Source organism: Brevibacterium sediminis (genome assembly GCF_024895295.1).
Classification (GTDB): Bacteria; Actinomycetota; Actinomycetes; order Actinomycetales; family Brevibacteriaceae; genus Brevibacterium; species Brevibacterium sediminis.
Window position 1 is genome coordinate 307419 of record NZ_JAHQRN010000003.1, and the last position, 16555, is coordinate 323973.

Here is a 16555-nt window from a genome sequence, read left to right on the forward strand (position 1 = left end):
GCCGAACATCGTCGATTCGGTCATCTCCAGCCTAGTCCGTCGAGTCAGTCCGTGCGCGGCGGATCGAGGCGCCTCCGCCTTCCGGGCAGGCCTACCTGAGGGGCCCAGATGAGGATCCACACCGCACCGAGGAAGGCGAGCAGTCCCGGGAAGAGCACCCCGAACCGCAGGGTGGTCACGGTGATGATGAGGGACAGCAGCGTCGGCCCGCCGAGCTTGCCGCCGTTGTTGAAGATCGCCCAGATGCCGAGGAACCGCGGCCTCCCGACCGCGGGAGAGAGGTCCGCGCCGATCGTCATATTCACGCCCGCGCCTAGGCCGTTGCCGAAAGCCATGACCGCGGCGGCGATGACCATCCCGGCGAGATCCGGTTTCGCGACCATGATGACGAACCCGGTGCCGAAGATGGACAGGCACGCGACGAGGGTCGCGACCCGGCCGAGGTGATCCTTGATGTACGCGCCGAGGAACATGACGATGAGTTCGAGCCCGGCGCCGAAGGCGATGATGAGCGAGATCGAGGACTTGTGCAGACCGATCTCGACGCCCCACAGCTGAACGACGACCGGCTGGGCGGCGCGGGCGGCCGCCAGTGCGATGATCGTGACGCCGGTGAGGATGACCGATTTCCACCGCACGTCCAGCGGCGGCCGGCGATCCTTCTTCCTCCGCCGAGGAGGGGCGACGTCACCGTGTGCCGGATCGTTCGCCTCGGTGGGGTGGGCCGCCTCGGTGGGTGAGGGATCGTCCGCACATGAGGTCGGGGCCGCCTCGGCGCGGTGGGGATGGTCCTCGAAACCGGGGATCTGGGCGATCGGCAGGGTCATGATCGCGATCGCGGCGACGGCGGTGAGGCCGGAGAAGACGAACACGGACCAAATCGGGAAGACGAGCATGAGGCCGGCGCCGATCATCGGCCCGACGAGGTTGCCGACCCGCTGCGTGCCGCCGAGTGGGGTCATCGCCTTCGCGAGGTCGGCCGGCGGCATCACCTCGGCGACGACGGCCTGTCTGGCCAGGCTCCACACATCGGAGACCGGGCCGAACACCATGAGCGCGACCGTGTAGACGAGCAGCGAATACGGCGAATCCCAGATGAAGGCGGTGACGATGGAACCGAGCACGATGATCGCCGCGCACGTGGCCACGAACATGGCCCGGAAATCGCCGAGGCGGTCGATGAGGATCCCGGCCGGCACCGTGGCCATGAGCGACACGGCCCCCATGATGCCGACGATGGCTGCGGCGAACGCCTGCGTCGAGCCCAGCGAGAGCGCCCCGAGCACGAGGATCGGCATGATCGCACCCAGGCCGACGGCGAAGAGGGCGAACGGCACGAGCACCGGCCACAGGATGGGTTTGAGCACGTGGCAAGTTTAGTTGAGGCGGGGCCGAGGCGTTTGCGGAGTCCGAGGTGAGAGTGGCTGCGGGTATGCGGTACACCGGGCGGGCCGGTTCGGCGGGTGTTGGGCCAGCGCAGCGGGGTGCCGGAGTCGGCCGGACGGCCATAGAATGTGCGAGCACTCAATCCGACCGGTGAGGATCCCATGACCGCACAGCACTCAGCCGCACCACGGTTCCGCCTCAGTCCGATGCGTCCGCGCGATCCGGGTGAAGAGGGGCGGGCAGCCAGCACGCTCGAACTCTTCTTCGACCTCGTCTTCGTCATCGCCGTCTCGATCGCGTCCTCACACCTGCATGACACGGTCACGGAGGGCCGCCTCGGCGATGGGGTGGTCAACTACCTGGTCGTGTTCTTCGGGATCTGGTGGGCGTGGATGAACTTCACGTGGTTCGCGACCTCCTTCGACACCGACGACTGGCTCTACCGAGTGCTCACGATCGTGCAGATGGGCGGGGTGCTCATCCTCGCCGCCGGCATCGGCCCCGTCTTCGAGAACGAGGACTACCGGCTGCTCATCGGCGGCTACGTGCTCATGCGCATCATCATGATCTCCCAATGGCTGCGGGCCTCCCGCGGTGCCGGGGTCGCACGGTGGACGACGATCATCTACGCGGCCGGTATCGGCCTGGCCCAGATCCTGTGGGTGATGTGGCTGGCCATCGACGACTCCATGATCCGGTCCGTGGGCCTCGTCGTGCTTATCCTCGCCGAGGTGGCTGTGCCGGTCATCGCCGAAGCCCGCGGCAAGACTCCGTGGCACCCGCACCACATCACCGAACGCTATGGCTGCTTCACGATCATCGTCCTCGGCGAGAGCCTCCTGGCCTCGGCGAACACCGTCTTCGACGCGTTGGGCGAAGTCGAGGACATCGTCCCGCTGATCTCACTGGGCGTCCTCTGCCTCATCGTCACTGCGGCGATGTGGTGGATCTACTTCTGGCCGCCGCATCACCGGGCGATCGGCAGCCTCGGCGGATCGCTCAGATACGGCTACGGCCACTTCTTCATCTTCGCCGCCGCCGGTGCGTTCTCGGCCGGGGTCGGCGTGGAGGCCGATTCCCAGCTCGGTGCCAGCGCTCTGAATCCGGTGCTGGCGACGTTCACGGTCTCGGTGCCGATCGTGGTGTTCGTCCTCGGGGTATGGGTGGTCGCCATCCGCGCCAACGCCAATGCCGTCGTCAACACCGTCGTCCCGGCCTGCGCGCTGCTCGTCCTCCTCGACCCGATCATCCCGGTCCCGACTTTCCTCACGACATTCTTCATGGTCATCATCGTCATCACCCTCGTCGTGTTCCCTCCGCTCGATGACAACGGCAGGACCGGCGCCGAGGCGGTCGTGCGGTGATCGTGCTCCGCTGACGGGTGCGCGCGGGCCGGGGGAGGAGTTCGCGCGGGCCGGGAAGGAGCTCGCGCGACCACGTGCAACAGAACGGGAGTGCCGGTCCGATCTGCGCCCTCGTCAGAACGGCAGACCGTGATAGCGGTCGATGTGCCTCTGTTTGGCGTGGTCGACCCGACGCGACATCTCCGCGGAGTCGACCTGCACGTGCAGGGCCCGGACGCGGCGACGCTCAATGAGCCACAGCGCCAGGCGCAGGACCAGACCCTCGAGGCCGGATGCCCTGGCGCGGGTGTCCTCGCCGCTGTCGACGACGAACTCCCTGGTCACGGTGATGGTGCGTTCGACGATGCGGCGCTGGTGAGATGCCCTGCCGTCGGCAGTCCCGATGCCGTTCAGGGGAGGGCGGATGGGTGCGGTGAGCGTGCTCATGATGGGGTTTCCTCTCCATCGGTCAGGGGGAAGGCGTAGAACTGGATCTGCACCGGGCGGGAGCCCGGATCATTGCGGCCGCGGTACTTGTTGATGAAGGCCATGGTGGTTCTCTCGTACTCGGCGGCGATCTCGGCGAGCTGTTCCTTGGTCAGGCGCAGATTGCTCGTCTCGCTGACCGCGGCTTCGATCCACGACTTCGGCATCCGCTGGCCGTCATAGGCGGCATCGATGAAGTGTTCGAAGTTGCGCTGCGCATTGCGCACGAACTCTCGGTTGACGTAGGACGAGGCGGTCCGTGCCGACGGATCGAGGTCGCGTTCGGGGCCCGGCACCTTCATGGCCCCGGGAATCCTCTCCCACCACTTCTCTCGCCCGCTCCGTTCGCCCTCGACCTCGCGGATGAGCTGGTGCCGAGCGAGCTGACGCAGGTGGTAGCTCGTTGCCCCGGATGATTCGCCGAGGCGCTTGGCCAGGCCTGTCGCCGTTTGCGGGCCCTGCGTCGACAGCGCGTCGTAGATCGCCATCCGCAGGGGATGGGCCAGGCCCTTGAGGGCCGAGGTGCTGATCTCGCGGACGCCGTCGGGGTGGGTGATCTCGTGAGTGGCGTCGTGTCCGGTGTCCTCGCTCATAATGCAAAGATACGCTTGCAAAGAAGTCTTTGCAATACTTTCTTTGGATTGTGTTCAGGTCATCGGCTGAGGCCTCGACGCGGCCAGGTCGATCGGGCTGAACGCCGGAGCCCGGCGCAGATGTGCCGGAGCCCTGCGCGGATGTGCCGGAGCTCGGTGCGGATATGCCGGGCTCCCTATCGGTTCGAGGTCGCACGTAACGCGGCCCTATCGGTTCGTCTCTGAAAGTGGCACGCTGGAGTCATGGTCTCTCAGAGCGTCGTCCCATTTCACAGTGTCGTCCCGCCCTACCTTCTCGATGCGATTGCCGAGCGCGGCACCGAGCGGTTCCCGAAGGCCGCGGCCGCCGCGGCAAGCTGCCGGATGTCCGACGAGAGCTGTCGGAACCTGCGCCTGGCCGGGCTGCGCTATACCCCACCGGCCGATCTCGGCAGAGACGTATCCGCGCTCGCCGCACCCGCTCCTGCAGGACTGCAGCGCCTCGTCCACGATGCTCAGAACACCGAGGTGCTGCCCGGCGAACTCGTCCGCTCCGAGGGCGAAGAGCCCGTCGACGATGAGCCGGTCAACGAAGCCTATGACGGGCTCGGTGCTTCGTATCCGCTGTTCTCCGAGGTGTTCGGGCGCGATTCGCTCGATGGTGCGGGAATGCCGCTCATGGCCAGCGTCCACTATGGCAAGGACTACGACAACGCCTTCTTCGACGGCCGCCTCATGGTCTTCGGCGACGGCGACGACGAAGTGTTCACCGGGTTCACCGGTTCGCTGTCGATCATCGGCCACGAGCTCTCCCACGGTGTCATCAGCCACACCGCCGACCTCGAGTACTTCGGCCAACCGGGAGCGCTCAACGAGCACTGCGCCGATGTCTTCGGCGCCCTGACCCAACAGCACGACGCGGGACAGAATGCTGAGGACGCCGACTGGCTCATCGGTGCCGGAATCTTCACCCCCGAGGTGACCGGTCGTGCCCTGCGCTCCATGATCGAACCCGGCACGGCTTATGACGACGACGTCCTCGGCAAGGACCCGCAGCCTGCGCATATGGATGACTTCGTCACCACCGATTCCGACAACGGCGGGGTCCACCTCAACTCCGGGATCCCGAACCGGGCCTTCGCGCTCGCCGCCATCGCCGTGGGCGGCCCGGCCTGGGAAAGCGTCGGACAGGTCTGGTACTCCGTCCTCACAGGGGCCGAGATCACGCAGCGCACCGAATTCGCGGAGTTCGCAGAGCTCACCATCGCCGAGGCGGCCGACCAGTTCGGAGCCGGATCCGACGTTCACGATGCGATCGTGTCCGGATGGGAAACCGTGGGCATCTCCCACGCCGGTTCGGCCCGTGGAAACCAGGGGAGCAGCTGGTGAACGAGCAGCCTGCCGATGGGTTCGGGCATCTGCTCGTGGAACGCTCGGGCGGGATCGGCGGGATGCTGCTCGTCTGGGAAGTCGACATCGACGCAAGCACCCGACGCGATGACCTGGGCCCGCGCATCGCCGAACTTCCCTGGTCCGACAGCGGGCAGAAGGATGATTCGCCGCAGACGACGGGGGCCGACCGATTCGCCTACCTCATCGAGAGCCGGTACGGGCGAGTCCGCTTCGGCGAGTCTCAGATGCCGCCGGAGTGGAAGCAGCTGGTCGATGACGTCCGGGAAGTCGCCGAACCGCAGAGGCGGCAACCCGGCTGACCCTTATGCTGGAGGTCATGACCGACACCAACCATGACCCGGGCAGCGACGCTCGGACGACGGCCGAGAAGAACGAACGCGACCTCGAAGCCGGGGTCCACACCGACCTCAGGGAGTCGATGACATACGGGTCGTATCTCGACCTCGACCGGCTCCTCGGAGCCCAGCATCCAGTCAGCAGTCCCGAACACCACGACGAGCTGCTCTTCATCATCCAGCACCAGACCACGGAGCTGTGGTTCCGGCTCGTCATCCACGAGCTCCTCGACGCCCGGCGCCTCATCGCCGCCGATGAGCTGCAGACCGCGCTCAAGCGCATCGCCCGCGTCAAACACATCCAGAAGACCCTGACCGAGCAGTGGTCTGTCCTCGCGACGCTGACGCCGAGCGAATATGTCGGGTTCCGCGATCAGCTCGGCCGTGCTTCCGGCTTCCAGTCCTGGCAGTACCGGGCCGTGGAGTTCCTGCTCGGCAACAAGAATCGGGCCATGCTCCCGGTCTTCGACGGTGAGCCCGAGGCGCGTGCGGCCCTGGAGCAGTACCTCGAGGAACCGAGCATCTACGACGAGGTCCTCGCCTGCCTGGCCCGGCGCGGTCTTCCGGTGCCGCAGCGGCTCCTCGACCGAGACAAATCGGTCGCCCATACCTTCGATGAGGAACTGTCCGATGTCTTCCGCATCATCTACGAGAACCCGCAGAAGTACTGGCAGGAATACGAGAGCTGCGAAGAGCTCGTCGATCTCGAGGAGAACTTCCAGATCTGGCGCTACCGACACATGCGCACCGTGTTGCGGATCATCGGCATGAAACGCGGTACGGGCGGTTCGAGCGGAGTCGGATTCCTGCAGAAGGCACTCGATCTCACGTTCTTCCCCGAGCTCTTCGACATCCGCACCGGAATCGAGAACGGCCCCGGAATCAGCCCCGAAGGAATCTGAGGCGCCCGTTCGTGGACAGGCGGAGCCGGTGGGGCAGACGGAGCCGTCGAGGGCTTCACCGGTGCGGCTCTTCTGCTGTGGAGCCGGCCCTCCGTCTGGCAGCAGGCTCTTCGGCTGAGCGGCAGGTTCTTCAGCCGAGCAGCAGGTTCCTCATCTGTGCGAAGTATGGAGAATCGGGGTCGATGACATCGGCATGGTTCGCGCCCGGCAGCTCGGTCAGGGCGGCGGGGAAGACACGGGAGAATTCGACGTTGACGGTGGCATCGGCATCCCCGTGGATCGAATGCACGTCGACGCGTGCCGGGATGAGGGCGGCCCGTGAGCGCGGATCGTGGCGCAGGTAGGCTTCCAGATCGTGCTCGGGCCGTACGCCCATATAGTCGAGGACTGCTCCATCGCCGAGGTGGCCCTCAACCTCCCGCAGCAGATCGGTCACCGGTGCCAGAGGACGCAGACGGATCCGCGGACCCCCGTCGGGCAGGTGCGAAGCCCAGGCGAGGACGAGGCAGCCACCGGCCGAATGGCCCGAGACGATGAGATTGCCCTGTGCTCGTTCGCTCACACCCCAGCGCGGCAGTTCGGCGCACACCGATTCGATGGCCGCGGTGACATCGTCGAGCAGGAGCGGCTGACCGCCGAGGCGTCGATACTCGATGGACGCGACGAGCACTCCCGACTCGGCCAGCGCCCGAGCCAACGGTCGGGCATGGGACAGATCGGTGCGGGGGCGGAAGTAGCCTCCGTGGACGAAGATGACCGTCGCCGAGGCGGTCGCCGGGTCACCATAGACCTCGACGAACTGCTCGGGGGAGTCTCCGTAGTTGTGCCGGAACGCCGGAGCCAGGTCGGTCCCGGCGGCAGAGAGCTCGGGAATGCGCACGGACTCGACGCTCATCCTTCGGAACCCCGAGGTGCGTTCACCCCACCGGCTTCACCTGTGTGAGTTTCGCCCGAGCCGGTCCGGCCGGCAGTGTCCGCTTCGCCGGCGGCGCCTGTCTCACCGTTCTCCCGGGCACGGTCGACCTCACGCGAGCGTTCGACGAGGTCGCGGACGCGAGTGAGTTCTGCCAGCTTGGGGTCGAGAGTGTCACCGGAGGACTGCCCGCGCAGGCGGCGACCGACCCACGGGGCCAGGTACTCACGGGCCCACCGCGACTCCTCGCTCATCACCTCGCGGATCGCCCGCGTCGGACGGGCGGGAACGCCGAAGCCCTTCACCGGCAGGGAGCGGCCGCTCTCCAGGGTGGCCAGAGCCTGCTCGGCGACGAGGTGGTGGCCCTTCGTCGACAGGTGGATGCGGTCATCGGCCCACATTTCCGCGGCGTAGAGCGAACGCAGCCCCCACAGGTCGACCATATGGCAGCCGTGCCGCTGCGCGATCGACCACAGGTGGGCGTTGTAGATTCCCACGCGCGGACGCACCGCACGGATGAGCGGGGTGCTGAACTCGGTATCGAAGCCGTTGCACATGAGCACCTCGATGCCGGCCTCACGCATCGCGATCACGGCGCGTTCGAACTTCGCGGCCAGGGCATCGATATCGGCCTTCGGACGCAGGCAGTCATTGCCGCCGGCGCATAGGCTCACGAGGTCCGGCTTCATCTCGAGCACCTGCGGCACCTGGTCATCGACGATGCGGTCGAGCAGCCGACCTCGGATGGCCAGATTGGCATAGGACAGGTCCGGGCTGCCCACCGACGATTCGGTGAGCATGAGCGCGAGCCGGTCCGTCCAGCCGCGGTACCGATCCTCGACCCGTGGGTCGGGATCCATCAGACCCTCACTGAACGAGTCTCCGATTGCGACGTATGAGGTGATCGGCTCAAGCATCAGGGATCCTTCTCTCTTCGTGCGATTCATCCAGACTATACGCCGGACCCGACGCGGGGACCCGTCCGCCCCAGAACTACCTGACGGCGGCCCAGCAACCTCGCGCCAGGTTGCTGGGCCGCCGTCAGGTAGCAATTGGGAGGGGAAGGGGGCGGGAACTCGCCTTGGCGGAGGCCGTGCGCAAACGCGGCGAACGGCCCCGAGGTCACCCAGTCGAAACTTCGAGTGGCGTAGACTCGACACCGCAGCCCGACGTCGTCGCCGACCCCCTCGCTAGGAGCAGAATGTATCGGTCAGTCCCGGTCCCCGCAGCCACAGATTTCGTCATCACGAACGCGTGGATCGTGCCCGTGGCCGATGCGTCCGGGAACCGCGCCGAGGCGATCGAAACCGGCACGCTGACGGTCAGGGACGGCCGCATCACCGAGGTGGCCCCCGGCTCCGTCGACACGTCCTCCCTCCCAGCGGACACCGAGGTCATCGATGCCGGTGGACGCTGGGTCCTGCCCGGTTTCATCGAAGCCCACGGCCACCTCGGCGTCCATGAGGACGGTGAAGGCTGGTCCGGTGACGATACGAACGAGATGACCGATCCCAACGGTGCGGGCCTGCGCGCGCTCGACAGCATCGACCCCACCGATCTCGGATTCAAGGATGCCCTGCGTGGGGGTGTCACCTCGGCGCTCATCAAACCTGGTTCCGGCAATCCCATCGGCGGTCGCACCGCCTTCCTCAAAACCTGGGGTCGAATCGTCGACGAGATGCTCGTGACACAGGATCTGTCCGTGAAGTCCGCGCTCGGCGAGAACCCGAAACGCGTCTACGGGGAGAAGAAAGTCACCCCATCGACGAGGATGGGCACCATCAAGATCATCCGCGACGCCTTCGTCGAAGCGCGGAACTACCAGGCCAAACGTGCGCAAGCCGACGCCGATGGCACCCCGTTCGACCGCGACCTGGTCAAGGAGACCCTGGCCGACGTCCTCGACGGCAAGCTCGCATGGGACCAGCACTGCCACCGCGCCGATGATATCGCCACCGCCATCCGCCTGTCCGAGGAATTCGGCTACCGCCTCGTCATCAACCACGGGACCGAAGGCCACAAGATCGCCGATTTCATCGCCGCCAAGGGCATCGACGTCATCCTCGGCCCCCTGATGACCTCCCGGTCGAAGGTCGAACTGCGCGACCGCACCCTGGCCACCGCGGCCTCCCTCGCCGAGGCGGGAGTGCGCATCGCGCTGACCACCGACCATCCGGTCATCCCGATCAACTTCCTCATCCACGAAGCCTCCCTGGCCGTGAAGGAAGGACTCGACCCGACCGTCGCGATCGAAGCGCTGACGATCAACCCGGCCGCGATCTTCGGCCTCGACGACCGCCTCGGTTCCCTGGCTGTGGGCCGCGACGCCGATATCGTCATCTGGTCCGGCGATCCGCTCGATCTGACCTCCCGCGCTGAGACCGTCTTCGTCTCCGGCCGTCGCGTCTTCGACTACGACGCCGCCTCAGGAACCGCGCACATCGCCGACCCACTCGGCCCGACACTCATCAGCGAGCCGTGAGCGACAGAGAACTCGAAGACGCCACCACCACCGAGGTTCGGGTCGAGGATCCGGCCGAGCCGGGCCCTGTCCGAGGTTCGTCCCCGGCCCCGACCTCCGGCGGCAACCCGGAGGCCGGATCCCAGGCCCTGCGCGAACTGCTCGAACGCACCCGCCTGCAGCGGCTAGCCGAACTGCGGGACTCCTCACCGGAACCCCAGCCCGAAGATCTCGCCAAGGCCGCCGCGGCGAAGGCGGCGAAGGCCGAACGCGGCGGCGGGCGGTCGAAATCCCGCACTGACCACCTCGGTGCGTCTCAGCGCATCGCCCAGAAGGTCGCCCGGCGCACCGTCGGCAAACTCGTCTCCGGTACGACGGAGAACACGCAGCCGGTCCCGATCGTCACCGCGCTCAAGGGCACCCCGTACCAGGCGCCCGTCCAGGCGAACGAGCCGAGCGAAGACGAAGCCCGGATGATCCTCGACCTCGCCGCCGATATCGCGGCGATGATGATGCGCGCCGGTGCCGGCACCAGCGATGTCGAGGTCTCCGTCATCGCCGCGTGCACCGCGTGCGGTCTGGCCACCGTCGAGGTCGATCTGACCTCGAACACCCTGGTCGTGCACTATTCGACCTCGGACGGACGTCTGCTGACGGTGATGCGGGTCAACCGCGGTGAGTCCACGCATTTCGCGAAGCTCGCCTCGGTGCACAAGCTCGTCACCGACCTCGTCGACGGGCGTCTGGAATTCCATGAGGCACGCAGTCGGCTCGACGCGATCCGCACGCAGCGGCGACCGTTCCCCGAATGGTTCACCACCGGAGCCTGGGGCTTCATGGTCGGTGCCCTCGTCCTGCTGCTCGGAGGAGGCCCGATCGCGATTCCCCTGGGCATCACGATGGCCATCGTCGTGTTCCAGTTCGGCAAGCTGCTCGGCCGCACCCACCTGCCGTCGTTCTTCATCACGGCGATTCAGGCAGCCTCGGCGACGCTCATCGCCACCATCGCCGGCGACGTCGGTATCATCGCCTCACCGCAGTACCTCGTGGCTGCCGGAATCGTTCTGCTGCTGCCGACGCAGTCGCTGTATTCGGCGGTTCAGGATGCGCTGACGAACTTCCCGCTGACCGCCGCCGGGCGGGTGGTTGGGGTGTTCATGACTCTGGCCGGCATCGTCTCCGGCATCGCCCTGGGAATCGTGTGCGGTCAGGCCATCGGACTCAGTCATATCGAAGTACTCGTGCCGAAGACGAGCCCGCATGTGGTCACGGCGATCCTGTCGATGGTCGCGGCGGCCGTGGTGGCGATGTCCGGTGCGGTGGCCATGTCGGCCAGGCGCCGGTTCATCTTGCCGGCGGCGCTCGTCGGCCTTGCTTCGCACATCACGATGATGTCGCTGACGCTGTTGGACGTCGACAATGTGCTTGCCAGTCTGCTGGCGGCCACCGTCACCGGTTTCCTGTCGCGGCCGCTGGCGCTGCGGCTGGGAGCGCCGGCGATCGTGCTGATGATTCCCGGCATCTACACCCTGCTGCAGGGGCTGTCGATCTTCACCGCTGTCTATCAGATCGCGTCGGAATCGGAGAACGTCTCCTTCGCTGTGGGTCTGTCCTCGCTGTTCACCGCGATCCTGGCGAATGCTGCGCTCGCTGTCGGCGCTGTGCTCGGCAGCTATCTGGCGCTGCCGTTGAAGAACCTCAAGAGTCAGAGCTCGGCTGAGGAGAAGGTCGAAGAGGTGCGCAGCGGCGAGACGTCGACCTCTGTCATCGACTCGGTGCAGCCCGGCGGTGCGAAGACCCAGTCGAGTGGGGCCGGAGGACCGAAGGCTCAGTCGAGTGGGGCCGGGGTAGAGAAGGCTCAATCGGGCGAGACCGGAGAAGCGGACGCCTCGGACGAGGCCGATACCGGTCCGATTCAGATCTGATCCGGGCTCAGATCGGGTCCCGGACTCAGACCTGATCCGGGCCAAGCTCTGATTCGGGCTCACCCTTGATCCGGGCTCAGGCGCGATCTGGCAGGGCCTGAGCCGAGTTCAGACCTGATCCGGCAGGGCCCAGTCGATCGGGTCGATGCCCCTCTGCGCGAGCAATTCATTCGTGCGCGAGAACGGTCGGGAACCGAAGAATCCCCGCCGTGCCGACAGAGGTGAGGGATGCGCGGATTCGATGATGGCCACCTCGGCGGTTCCTGATGTCAGCAGGGGAGCGAGGTTCCGGGCGTCGCGGCCCCAGAGGATCGCAACAAGCGGCTGATCGCGTTCGATCAGCGCGGTGATTGCCCGTTCCGTGATCTCCTCCCAGCCTTTGCCGCGGTGGGAGGCGGGTTCGCCTGGGGAGACGGTGAGGGCGCGGTTGAGCAGCATGACTCCCTGGCGTGACCAGGCGCGCAGGTCCCCGTGCGCGGCCGGCGGAATCCCGAGGTCGGACTCGAGTTCCTTGTAGATGTTGCCCAGCGACCGCGGCAGGGGACGGACATCGGGGTCGACGGCGAATGACAGGCCGATGGCGTGGCCGGGCGTCGGGTAGGGATCCTGGCCGACGATGAGGACCTTGACCTCGGACAGCGGTTCGGCGAAGGCGCGGAAGACGAAGTCCCCGGACGGCAGATACTGGCGGCCGGCAGCGATCTCGTCGCGGAGGAAGTCGCCCATCGAGTGGATGCGCTCTTCCACTCCGGCCAGGGCGTTCGCCCAATCGGGGGACATGATCTCGGTCAGCGGAGGCGTCGACGTCATGGGCACGAGTGTAGCGATGCTCGGCGGACGAGGTCGCGCTGGGACAGTGGCGTCAGCTGCCAAGGAATGGGCGTCAGCTGCCAGGGAATGGGCGGAGCAGGAACGGCGGTGCTGTCGCCGGCGGCGGGGATGCGGGGGCGGGAAGCCACCACGGACATCATTGTTGGGTCGATCCGCGGTGGTTTCCTCACCGATATCACCGTGGATCGACCCAACAATCCGCCATCCACCGCGCAGACGCGGGAGGGGCGAGCTTTGCGAACACCGGCACCGCCTCGGCGACGGAGGACGATGACGTCGACACCGCCTCGGCGAGGGTGGGAATCGACCTGCGCGCATGTGCACGGAGCGCAGATCGGGTGTGCGCGATCGCCTACCGAACCGGTGTATTGCCGTTCAGCGCCACGCGTTATGCTCGGCCTAAGGAGTTCATCGTTGAACGAAAGGACCGAAATGTCGGAATTCCCAGAGGCCAAGAACTGGAAGATGCTCATCGGCGGAGAATGGGTCGATGCCGCTGACGGCGACACCACCGATGTCATCACCCCGATCGACCGCAACGTCGTCATCGCCAAGGTGCCCAACGGCAAAGAGGCCGACGCCGACCGTGCCGTCCAGGCCGCACGGAAGGCCTTCCCCGAGTGGGCGGCCCTGCCGTTCAAGGAACGCCAGAAGAAGCTTCTGGCCTGCGCCGATGCGCTCGAAGCCGCCTCGGAGGAACTCGCCCAGCTGACTGCTCTCGACACCGGCAACGCGATCCGCACCCAGGCTCGCCCGGAGACGATCACCCTGGCCGACCTGTTCCGCTACATGGGCGGCGTCGCCGGTGAGGTCAAGGGCAACACCCTGCCCGCCGGAGACAAGCAGCTCCAGTACACCAAGCGTGTGCCGCTGGGTGTCGTCGCCGGCATTCTGCCGTGGAACTCGCCGCTGATGATCGCCGCCTTCAAGACCCCCGCCGCGATCGCCGCCGGCAACACGATCGTCCTAAAATGCGCCGAGGATGCACCGCTGACCATCCTCAAGATGGCCGAGATCATCGCCGACATCCTGCCCGCCGGTGTGCTCAACGTCGTCACCGGCAAGGGCTCGGTCATCGGTGAGGCCCTCAACGTCCACCCCGACGTCGACAAGGTCTCGTTCACCGGATCGACGAGCGTCGGCCGTCACGTCGCCGAGGTGGCCGGTGGCCGTCTCGCGCATTCGTCGATGGAACTCGGCGGCAAGTCCCCGAACATCATCTTCCCGGATTCGAACGACGACGACACCCTCGAGCAGGTGCTGCTGTCGACCCGCTTCGCCCGCCAGGGCCAGTCGTGCACCATGGGGTCGCGTCTGTTCCTCCACGAGGACATCTACGACGATTTCCTGTCCAAGCTCGTCGACGCGGTGTCGAAGATGAAGGTCGGCGACCCCCGCGATGAGTCCACCGACATCGGCTGCATCATCAACGAGAAGCAGTACGACCAGGTCGCCAGCTACATCGAGATGGGCAAGTCGATGGACGGCGTCGAGATCGCCTACGACGGCTCCGATTCGCTGGAAGTCGGCGAACCCGGCTTCTACCACGCTCCCGTGATCTTCTCGAAGGCGAAGAACGACTGGCAGACCAGCCGTGAAGAGATCTTCGGCCCCGTCCTCTCGGTCATCCCGTGGAAGGACATCGACGAGGTCATCGACATGGCCAACGACTCCGACTTCGGACTCGCGGCCTTCGTCTTCACCAAGGACGTCGACGCGGCCCTGACCATGGCCAACCGGATCGAATCCGGCTGGGTTCAGGTCAACCAGGGCGGCGGCCAGCTGGCCGGCCAGTCTTACGGCGGCATGAAGACCTCCGGATTCGGGCGAGAGGCATCGCTGGAAGGCATGCTCGAAGGATTCACCCAGATCAAGCAGGTCAACATCCGCATCCGCTGATCCTTTTCCCCGCCGAGGCGGCCCTGCTCTTGCGGTCGAATGTGGGGTCGATCCGATCCTCGTGATCGGGTCACCCGGTTCGCCGAGGCGGCCCCGCCTCGGCGCAGGTCGTTCCCTTCACCCCGTCGACACGGTCACCGATCCGGTGCCGTGCGGCGGGATGATGCAGTTGCCCGCGCAGCCGCCGCCGGGCATGTGCGAGTTGCCGTCCCACGAGCCGTGCCCCGGTCGGGATCGACCTCACAGCCTCGGCGGCGCGCCGGAAATTTCGGTACCGCCGATCCGGCGATAGGATAGAAGCACAGACACCTCTCGAAGGAGCACAACCTCTATGCCGCCGAACGACGACACCTCAGAACTGAGCGAGCTCGAGGTGGCCGTTTTGGAGTTCGAGCGGCGGTGGTGGAAATACGGAGGCGCCAAGGACCACGCGATCCGTGAGCGCTTCGACATGTCAGCCACCAGCTACTTCCAGATCCTCAACTCGCTTCTCGACAACCCTGCAGCTCTGGCCAGCGACCCCATGCTGGTCAAGCGCCTTCGCCGAATCCGCAGCACGCGGCAGAGCGAACGCGCCCAAGCCCGCGTCTCGAGGTAGACATGACCGACGAATTCGACGAGATCGAGCCCGGCCGGCGTAGCGGTGCCCATCGACAGGAGTCCGCGGCGTCGTCGAACATCGGTGCCATCTCGCTGGTCATCATCCTCGCCCTGGTCGCTGTCCTGCTGGTCGTGGCCGCCATCAACATCATCTTCTCTTCGATGGGCAACCCCGAGTCGAAGATCGCCGACCCTCCGGCCTCCGAATCGGCGTCGGCCGAACCCTCACCGAGTGAGAGCGAAGTCAGCGTCGCGGACGATTCGATCACCGTCGACGTGCTCAACGGCTCCGGCGTCTCCGGTGCAGCGAAGAAGTTCTCCGAGGCTGTCGAAGAGAAGGGCTGGAAGCTCGGGCAGGTCGGCAACTACTCGACGAATCTCTCTGATTCGACCGTGTACTACAACGGCGAGGAGAACGCGTCCCAGGCCAAGCTCGTCGCCAAGTCGCTGGGAGTCTCCGCCACGGAGGCCTCGTCCGACTTCGAAGCCGACATCACGGTCGTCATCTGTTCGGACATCGCCGATCGCGGACCCGAACCCAGTGGAGGCGGGGACTCGGAGTGATCCGAAGCGATTCGGCGGCGCGGCAGCGCGACTGAGTCGGCGGGATCGGTTCGGCCTCGGCCGCCTCGGCGATGAGGGCATGAGACGGCGGGGCTCCTTGGTTGCGGTCGGGTCATGGGACGGTGGGCCGCCTCGGCGAATTCCTGACCGAATGGTCTGATTTCATTTGCCGCGATCCCCGCTGTGAACAGGGCAGAAACCCTTAGGTAACGAATCTATAACAGTGTTGAACCGCTCTAGGTGGGATGCGCGCCTGCGGTAGAGTTGCAACAGCTAGGCAAGCACAGCACCTTGTGTTCTATTCGTGCTTCACCGAGATTATTCTCTAGAGGTCAATGAGAGAAGTCGCGGGGTCAGTTGAGTTTTACTAGCTTCCGTATCTCGGGTGGGGTCATCTGATCGCGGCTGCGATGCGGGATTTCAATGGCACTGCACTGTATGGAGAAGTAATGGCACAAGGTACCGTCAAGTGGTTCAACGCTGAAAAGGGCTATGGATTCATCACCCTTGAAGGCGACAACCAGGACGTGTTCGTTCACTGGAGCGCAATCCAGATGGACGGCTACCGCTCTCTCGAAGAGGGCCAGCAGGTTCAGTTCGAAGTTGGAGAAGGACAAAAGGGTCCTCAGGCGGAGTCCGTCACCCTCCTCTGAGACTGGCTGCTGTCAGCACAGTTTTCTGATCCGCTGCGGCGGGGAGTCGGAACGGCCTTCGGGCCGACCGGCACCAATCGCACGGGGGAAGCGCCGAGCAGGCAACTGCTCGGCGCTTTTCAGTGCCCGCGGGGCGCGGGGGCCGCGTCGGGTGCACCCGTGCGCTTGGACTTCGATTCAGCCCAGTGTGAGTTGAGCAGCCCATGTTGAAAACAGGGCTACTCGCCCTAAACTGGGCTGTTCGAAATCGTGGGCAATCGGGCCTGCGCCAA

At 65.9% G+C, this 16555-nt stretch carries 16 protein-coding genes; 10 read left to right on the top strand and 6 right to left on the bottom strand.

Going from position 1 to position 16555, the window contains the following annotated elements:
- Window positions 1–44: 44 nt before the first annotated feature.
- Window positions 45–1367, bottom strand: coding sequence for an MFS transporter (locus tag KTJ89_RS08710; RefSeq protein WP_259357406.1), 1323 nt, complete (start codon window positions 1365–1367; stop codon window positions 45–47).
- Window positions 1368–1547: 180 nt separating this feature from the next.
- Between KTJ89_RS08710 and KTJ89_RS08715 the strand changes: the two genes are divergently transcribed.
- The gene (locus tag KTJ89_RS08715; RefSeq protein ID WP_259357407.1) at window positions 1548–2750 is read left to right on the top strand and encodes a low temperature requirement protein A; all 1203 of its coding nucleotides are present in this window, start codon (window positions 1548–1550) and stop codon (window positions 2748–2750) included.
- Window positions 2751–2864: 114 nt separating this feature from the next.
- Here the strand turns inward: KTJ89_RS08715 and KTJ89_RS08720 are convergent, their stop codons facing one another.
- Together KTJ89_RS08720 and KTJ89_RS08725 are read right to left on the bottom strand one after the other, a co-directional pair.
- Window positions 2865–3176, bottom strand: a complete 312-nt coding sequence (locus tag KTJ89_RS08720) for a hypothetical protein (RefSeq protein ID WP_172171495.1) — start codon at window positions 3174–3176, stop codon at window positions 2865–2867.
- Entirely contained in the window at window positions 3173–3808 is a 636-nt protein-coding gene (locus tag KTJ89_RS08725) for an ArsR/SmtB family transcription factor (RefSeq protein ID WP_172171493.1), read from the bottom strand. Before KTJ89_RS08725 ends, KTJ89_RS08720 begins: the two co-directional genes overlap by 4 nt.
- A 243-nt stretch (window positions 3809–4051) precedes the next feature.
- On the opposite strand from KTJ89_RS08725, the gene KTJ89_RS08730 reads away from it, so the two are divergent.
- The 3 genes from KTJ89_RS08730 to KTJ89_RS08740 are packed head-to-tail and all read left to right on the top strand — an operon-like array spanning window position 4052 to window position 6437.
- Window positions 4052–5176 carry a M4 family metallopeptidase gene (locus KTJ89_RS08730; protein ID WP_259357408.1) on the top strand — a complete coding sequence of 375 codons (1125 nt, stop codon included), beginning with the start codon at window positions 4052–4054 and terminating at the stop codon, window positions 5174–5176.
- Window positions 5173–5499, top strand: coding sequence for a protealysin inhibitor emfourin (locus tag KTJ89_RS08735; RefSeq protein ID WP_172171489.1), 327 nt, complete (start codon window positions 5173–5175; stop codon window positions 5497–5499). The genes KTJ89_RS08730 and KTJ89_RS08735 overlap by 4 nt, the downstream gene beginning before the upstream one ends.
- Before the next feature lie 17 nt (window positions 5500–5516).
- On the top strand, window positions 5517–6437 hold the full coding sequence (locus KTJ89_RS08740; RefSeq protein WP_259357409.1) for a tryptophan 2,3-dioxygenase: 921 nt from the start codon (window positions 5517–5519) through the stop codon (window positions 6435–6437).
- Window positions 6438–6567: 130 nt separating this feature from the next.
- Here KTJ89_RS08740 and KTJ89_RS08745 read toward each other — a convergent pair whose 3' ends face one another.
- Window positions 6568–7332 carry an alpha/beta hydrolase gene (locus KTJ89_RS08745; RefSeq protein ID WP_259357410.1) on the bottom strand — a complete coding sequence of 255 codons (765 nt, stop codon included), beginning with the start codon at window positions 7330–7332 and terminating at the stop codon, window positions 6568–6570.
- On the bottom strand, window positions 7329–8267 hold the full coding sequence (locus KTJ89_RS08750; RefSeq protein ID WP_259357411.1) for an SGNH/GDSL hydrolase family protein: 939 nt from the start codon (window positions 8265–8267) through the stop codon (window positions 7329–7331). The genes KTJ89_RS08745 and KTJ89_RS08750 overlap by 4 nt, the downstream gene beginning before the upstream one ends.
- Window positions 8268–8551: 284 nt before the next feature.
- On the opposite strand from KTJ89_RS08750, the gene KTJ89_RS08755 reads away from it, so the two are divergent.
- Window positions 8552–9832 (top strand): amidohydrolase, encoded by a 1281-nt coding sequence (locus KTJ89_RS08755; protein WP_259357412.1) that lies wholly within the window; start codon window positions 8552–8554, stop codon window positions 9830–9832.
- A complete protein-coding gene (locus tag KTJ89_RS08760) occupies window positions 9829–11736 on the top strand; it encodes a threonine/serine exporter family protein (protein WP_259357413.1) in 1908 nt (635 codons plus the stop codon). The genes KTJ89_RS08755 and KTJ89_RS08760 overlap by 4 nt, the downstream gene beginning before the upstream one ends.
- Before the next feature lie 108 nt (window positions 11737–11844).
- On the opposite strand, the gene KTJ89_RS08765 is transcribed toward KTJ89_RS08760, so the two are convergent.
- Window positions 11845–12546, bottom strand: coding sequence for a uracil-DNA glycosylase (locus KTJ89_RS08765; RefSeq protein WP_259357414.1), 702 nt, complete (start codon window positions 12544–12546; stop codon window positions 11845–11847).
- A gap of 453 nt (window positions 12547–12999) precedes the next feature.
- Between KTJ89_RS08765 and KTJ89_RS08770 the strand changes: the two genes are divergently transcribed.
- The 4 genes from KTJ89_RS08770 to KTJ89_RS08785 all read left to right on the top strand — a co-directional run bounded on the left by KTJ89_RS08770 (window position 13000) and on the right by KTJ89_RS08785 (window position 16283).
- Window positions 13000–14466, top strand: a complete 1467-nt coding sequence (locus tag KTJ89_RS08770; RefSeq protein ID WP_139468152.1) for an aldehyde dehydrogenase family protein — start codon at window positions 13000–13002, stop codon at window positions 14464–14466.
- A gap of 331 nt (window positions 14467–14797) precedes the next feature.
- On the top strand, window positions 14798–15064 hold the full coding sequence (locus tag KTJ89_RS08775; protein ID WP_025780444.1) for a DUF3263 domain-containing protein: 267 nt from the start codon (window positions 14798–14800) through the stop codon (window positions 15062–15064).
- Window positions 15065–15066: 2 nt separating this feature from the next.
- A complete protein-coding gene (locus tag KTJ89_RS08780) occupies window positions 15067–15630 on the top strand; it encodes a LytR C-terminal domain-containing protein (protein WP_172171477.1) in 564 nt (187 codons plus the stop codon).
- A gap of 449 nt (window positions 15631–16079) precedes the next feature.
- Window positions 16080–16283, top strand: coding sequence for a cold-shock protein (locus KTJ89_RS08785; RefSeq protein WP_025780447.1), 204 nt, complete (start codon window positions 16080–16082; stop codon window positions 16281–16283).
- Window positions 16284–16555: the final 272 nt, after the last annotated feature.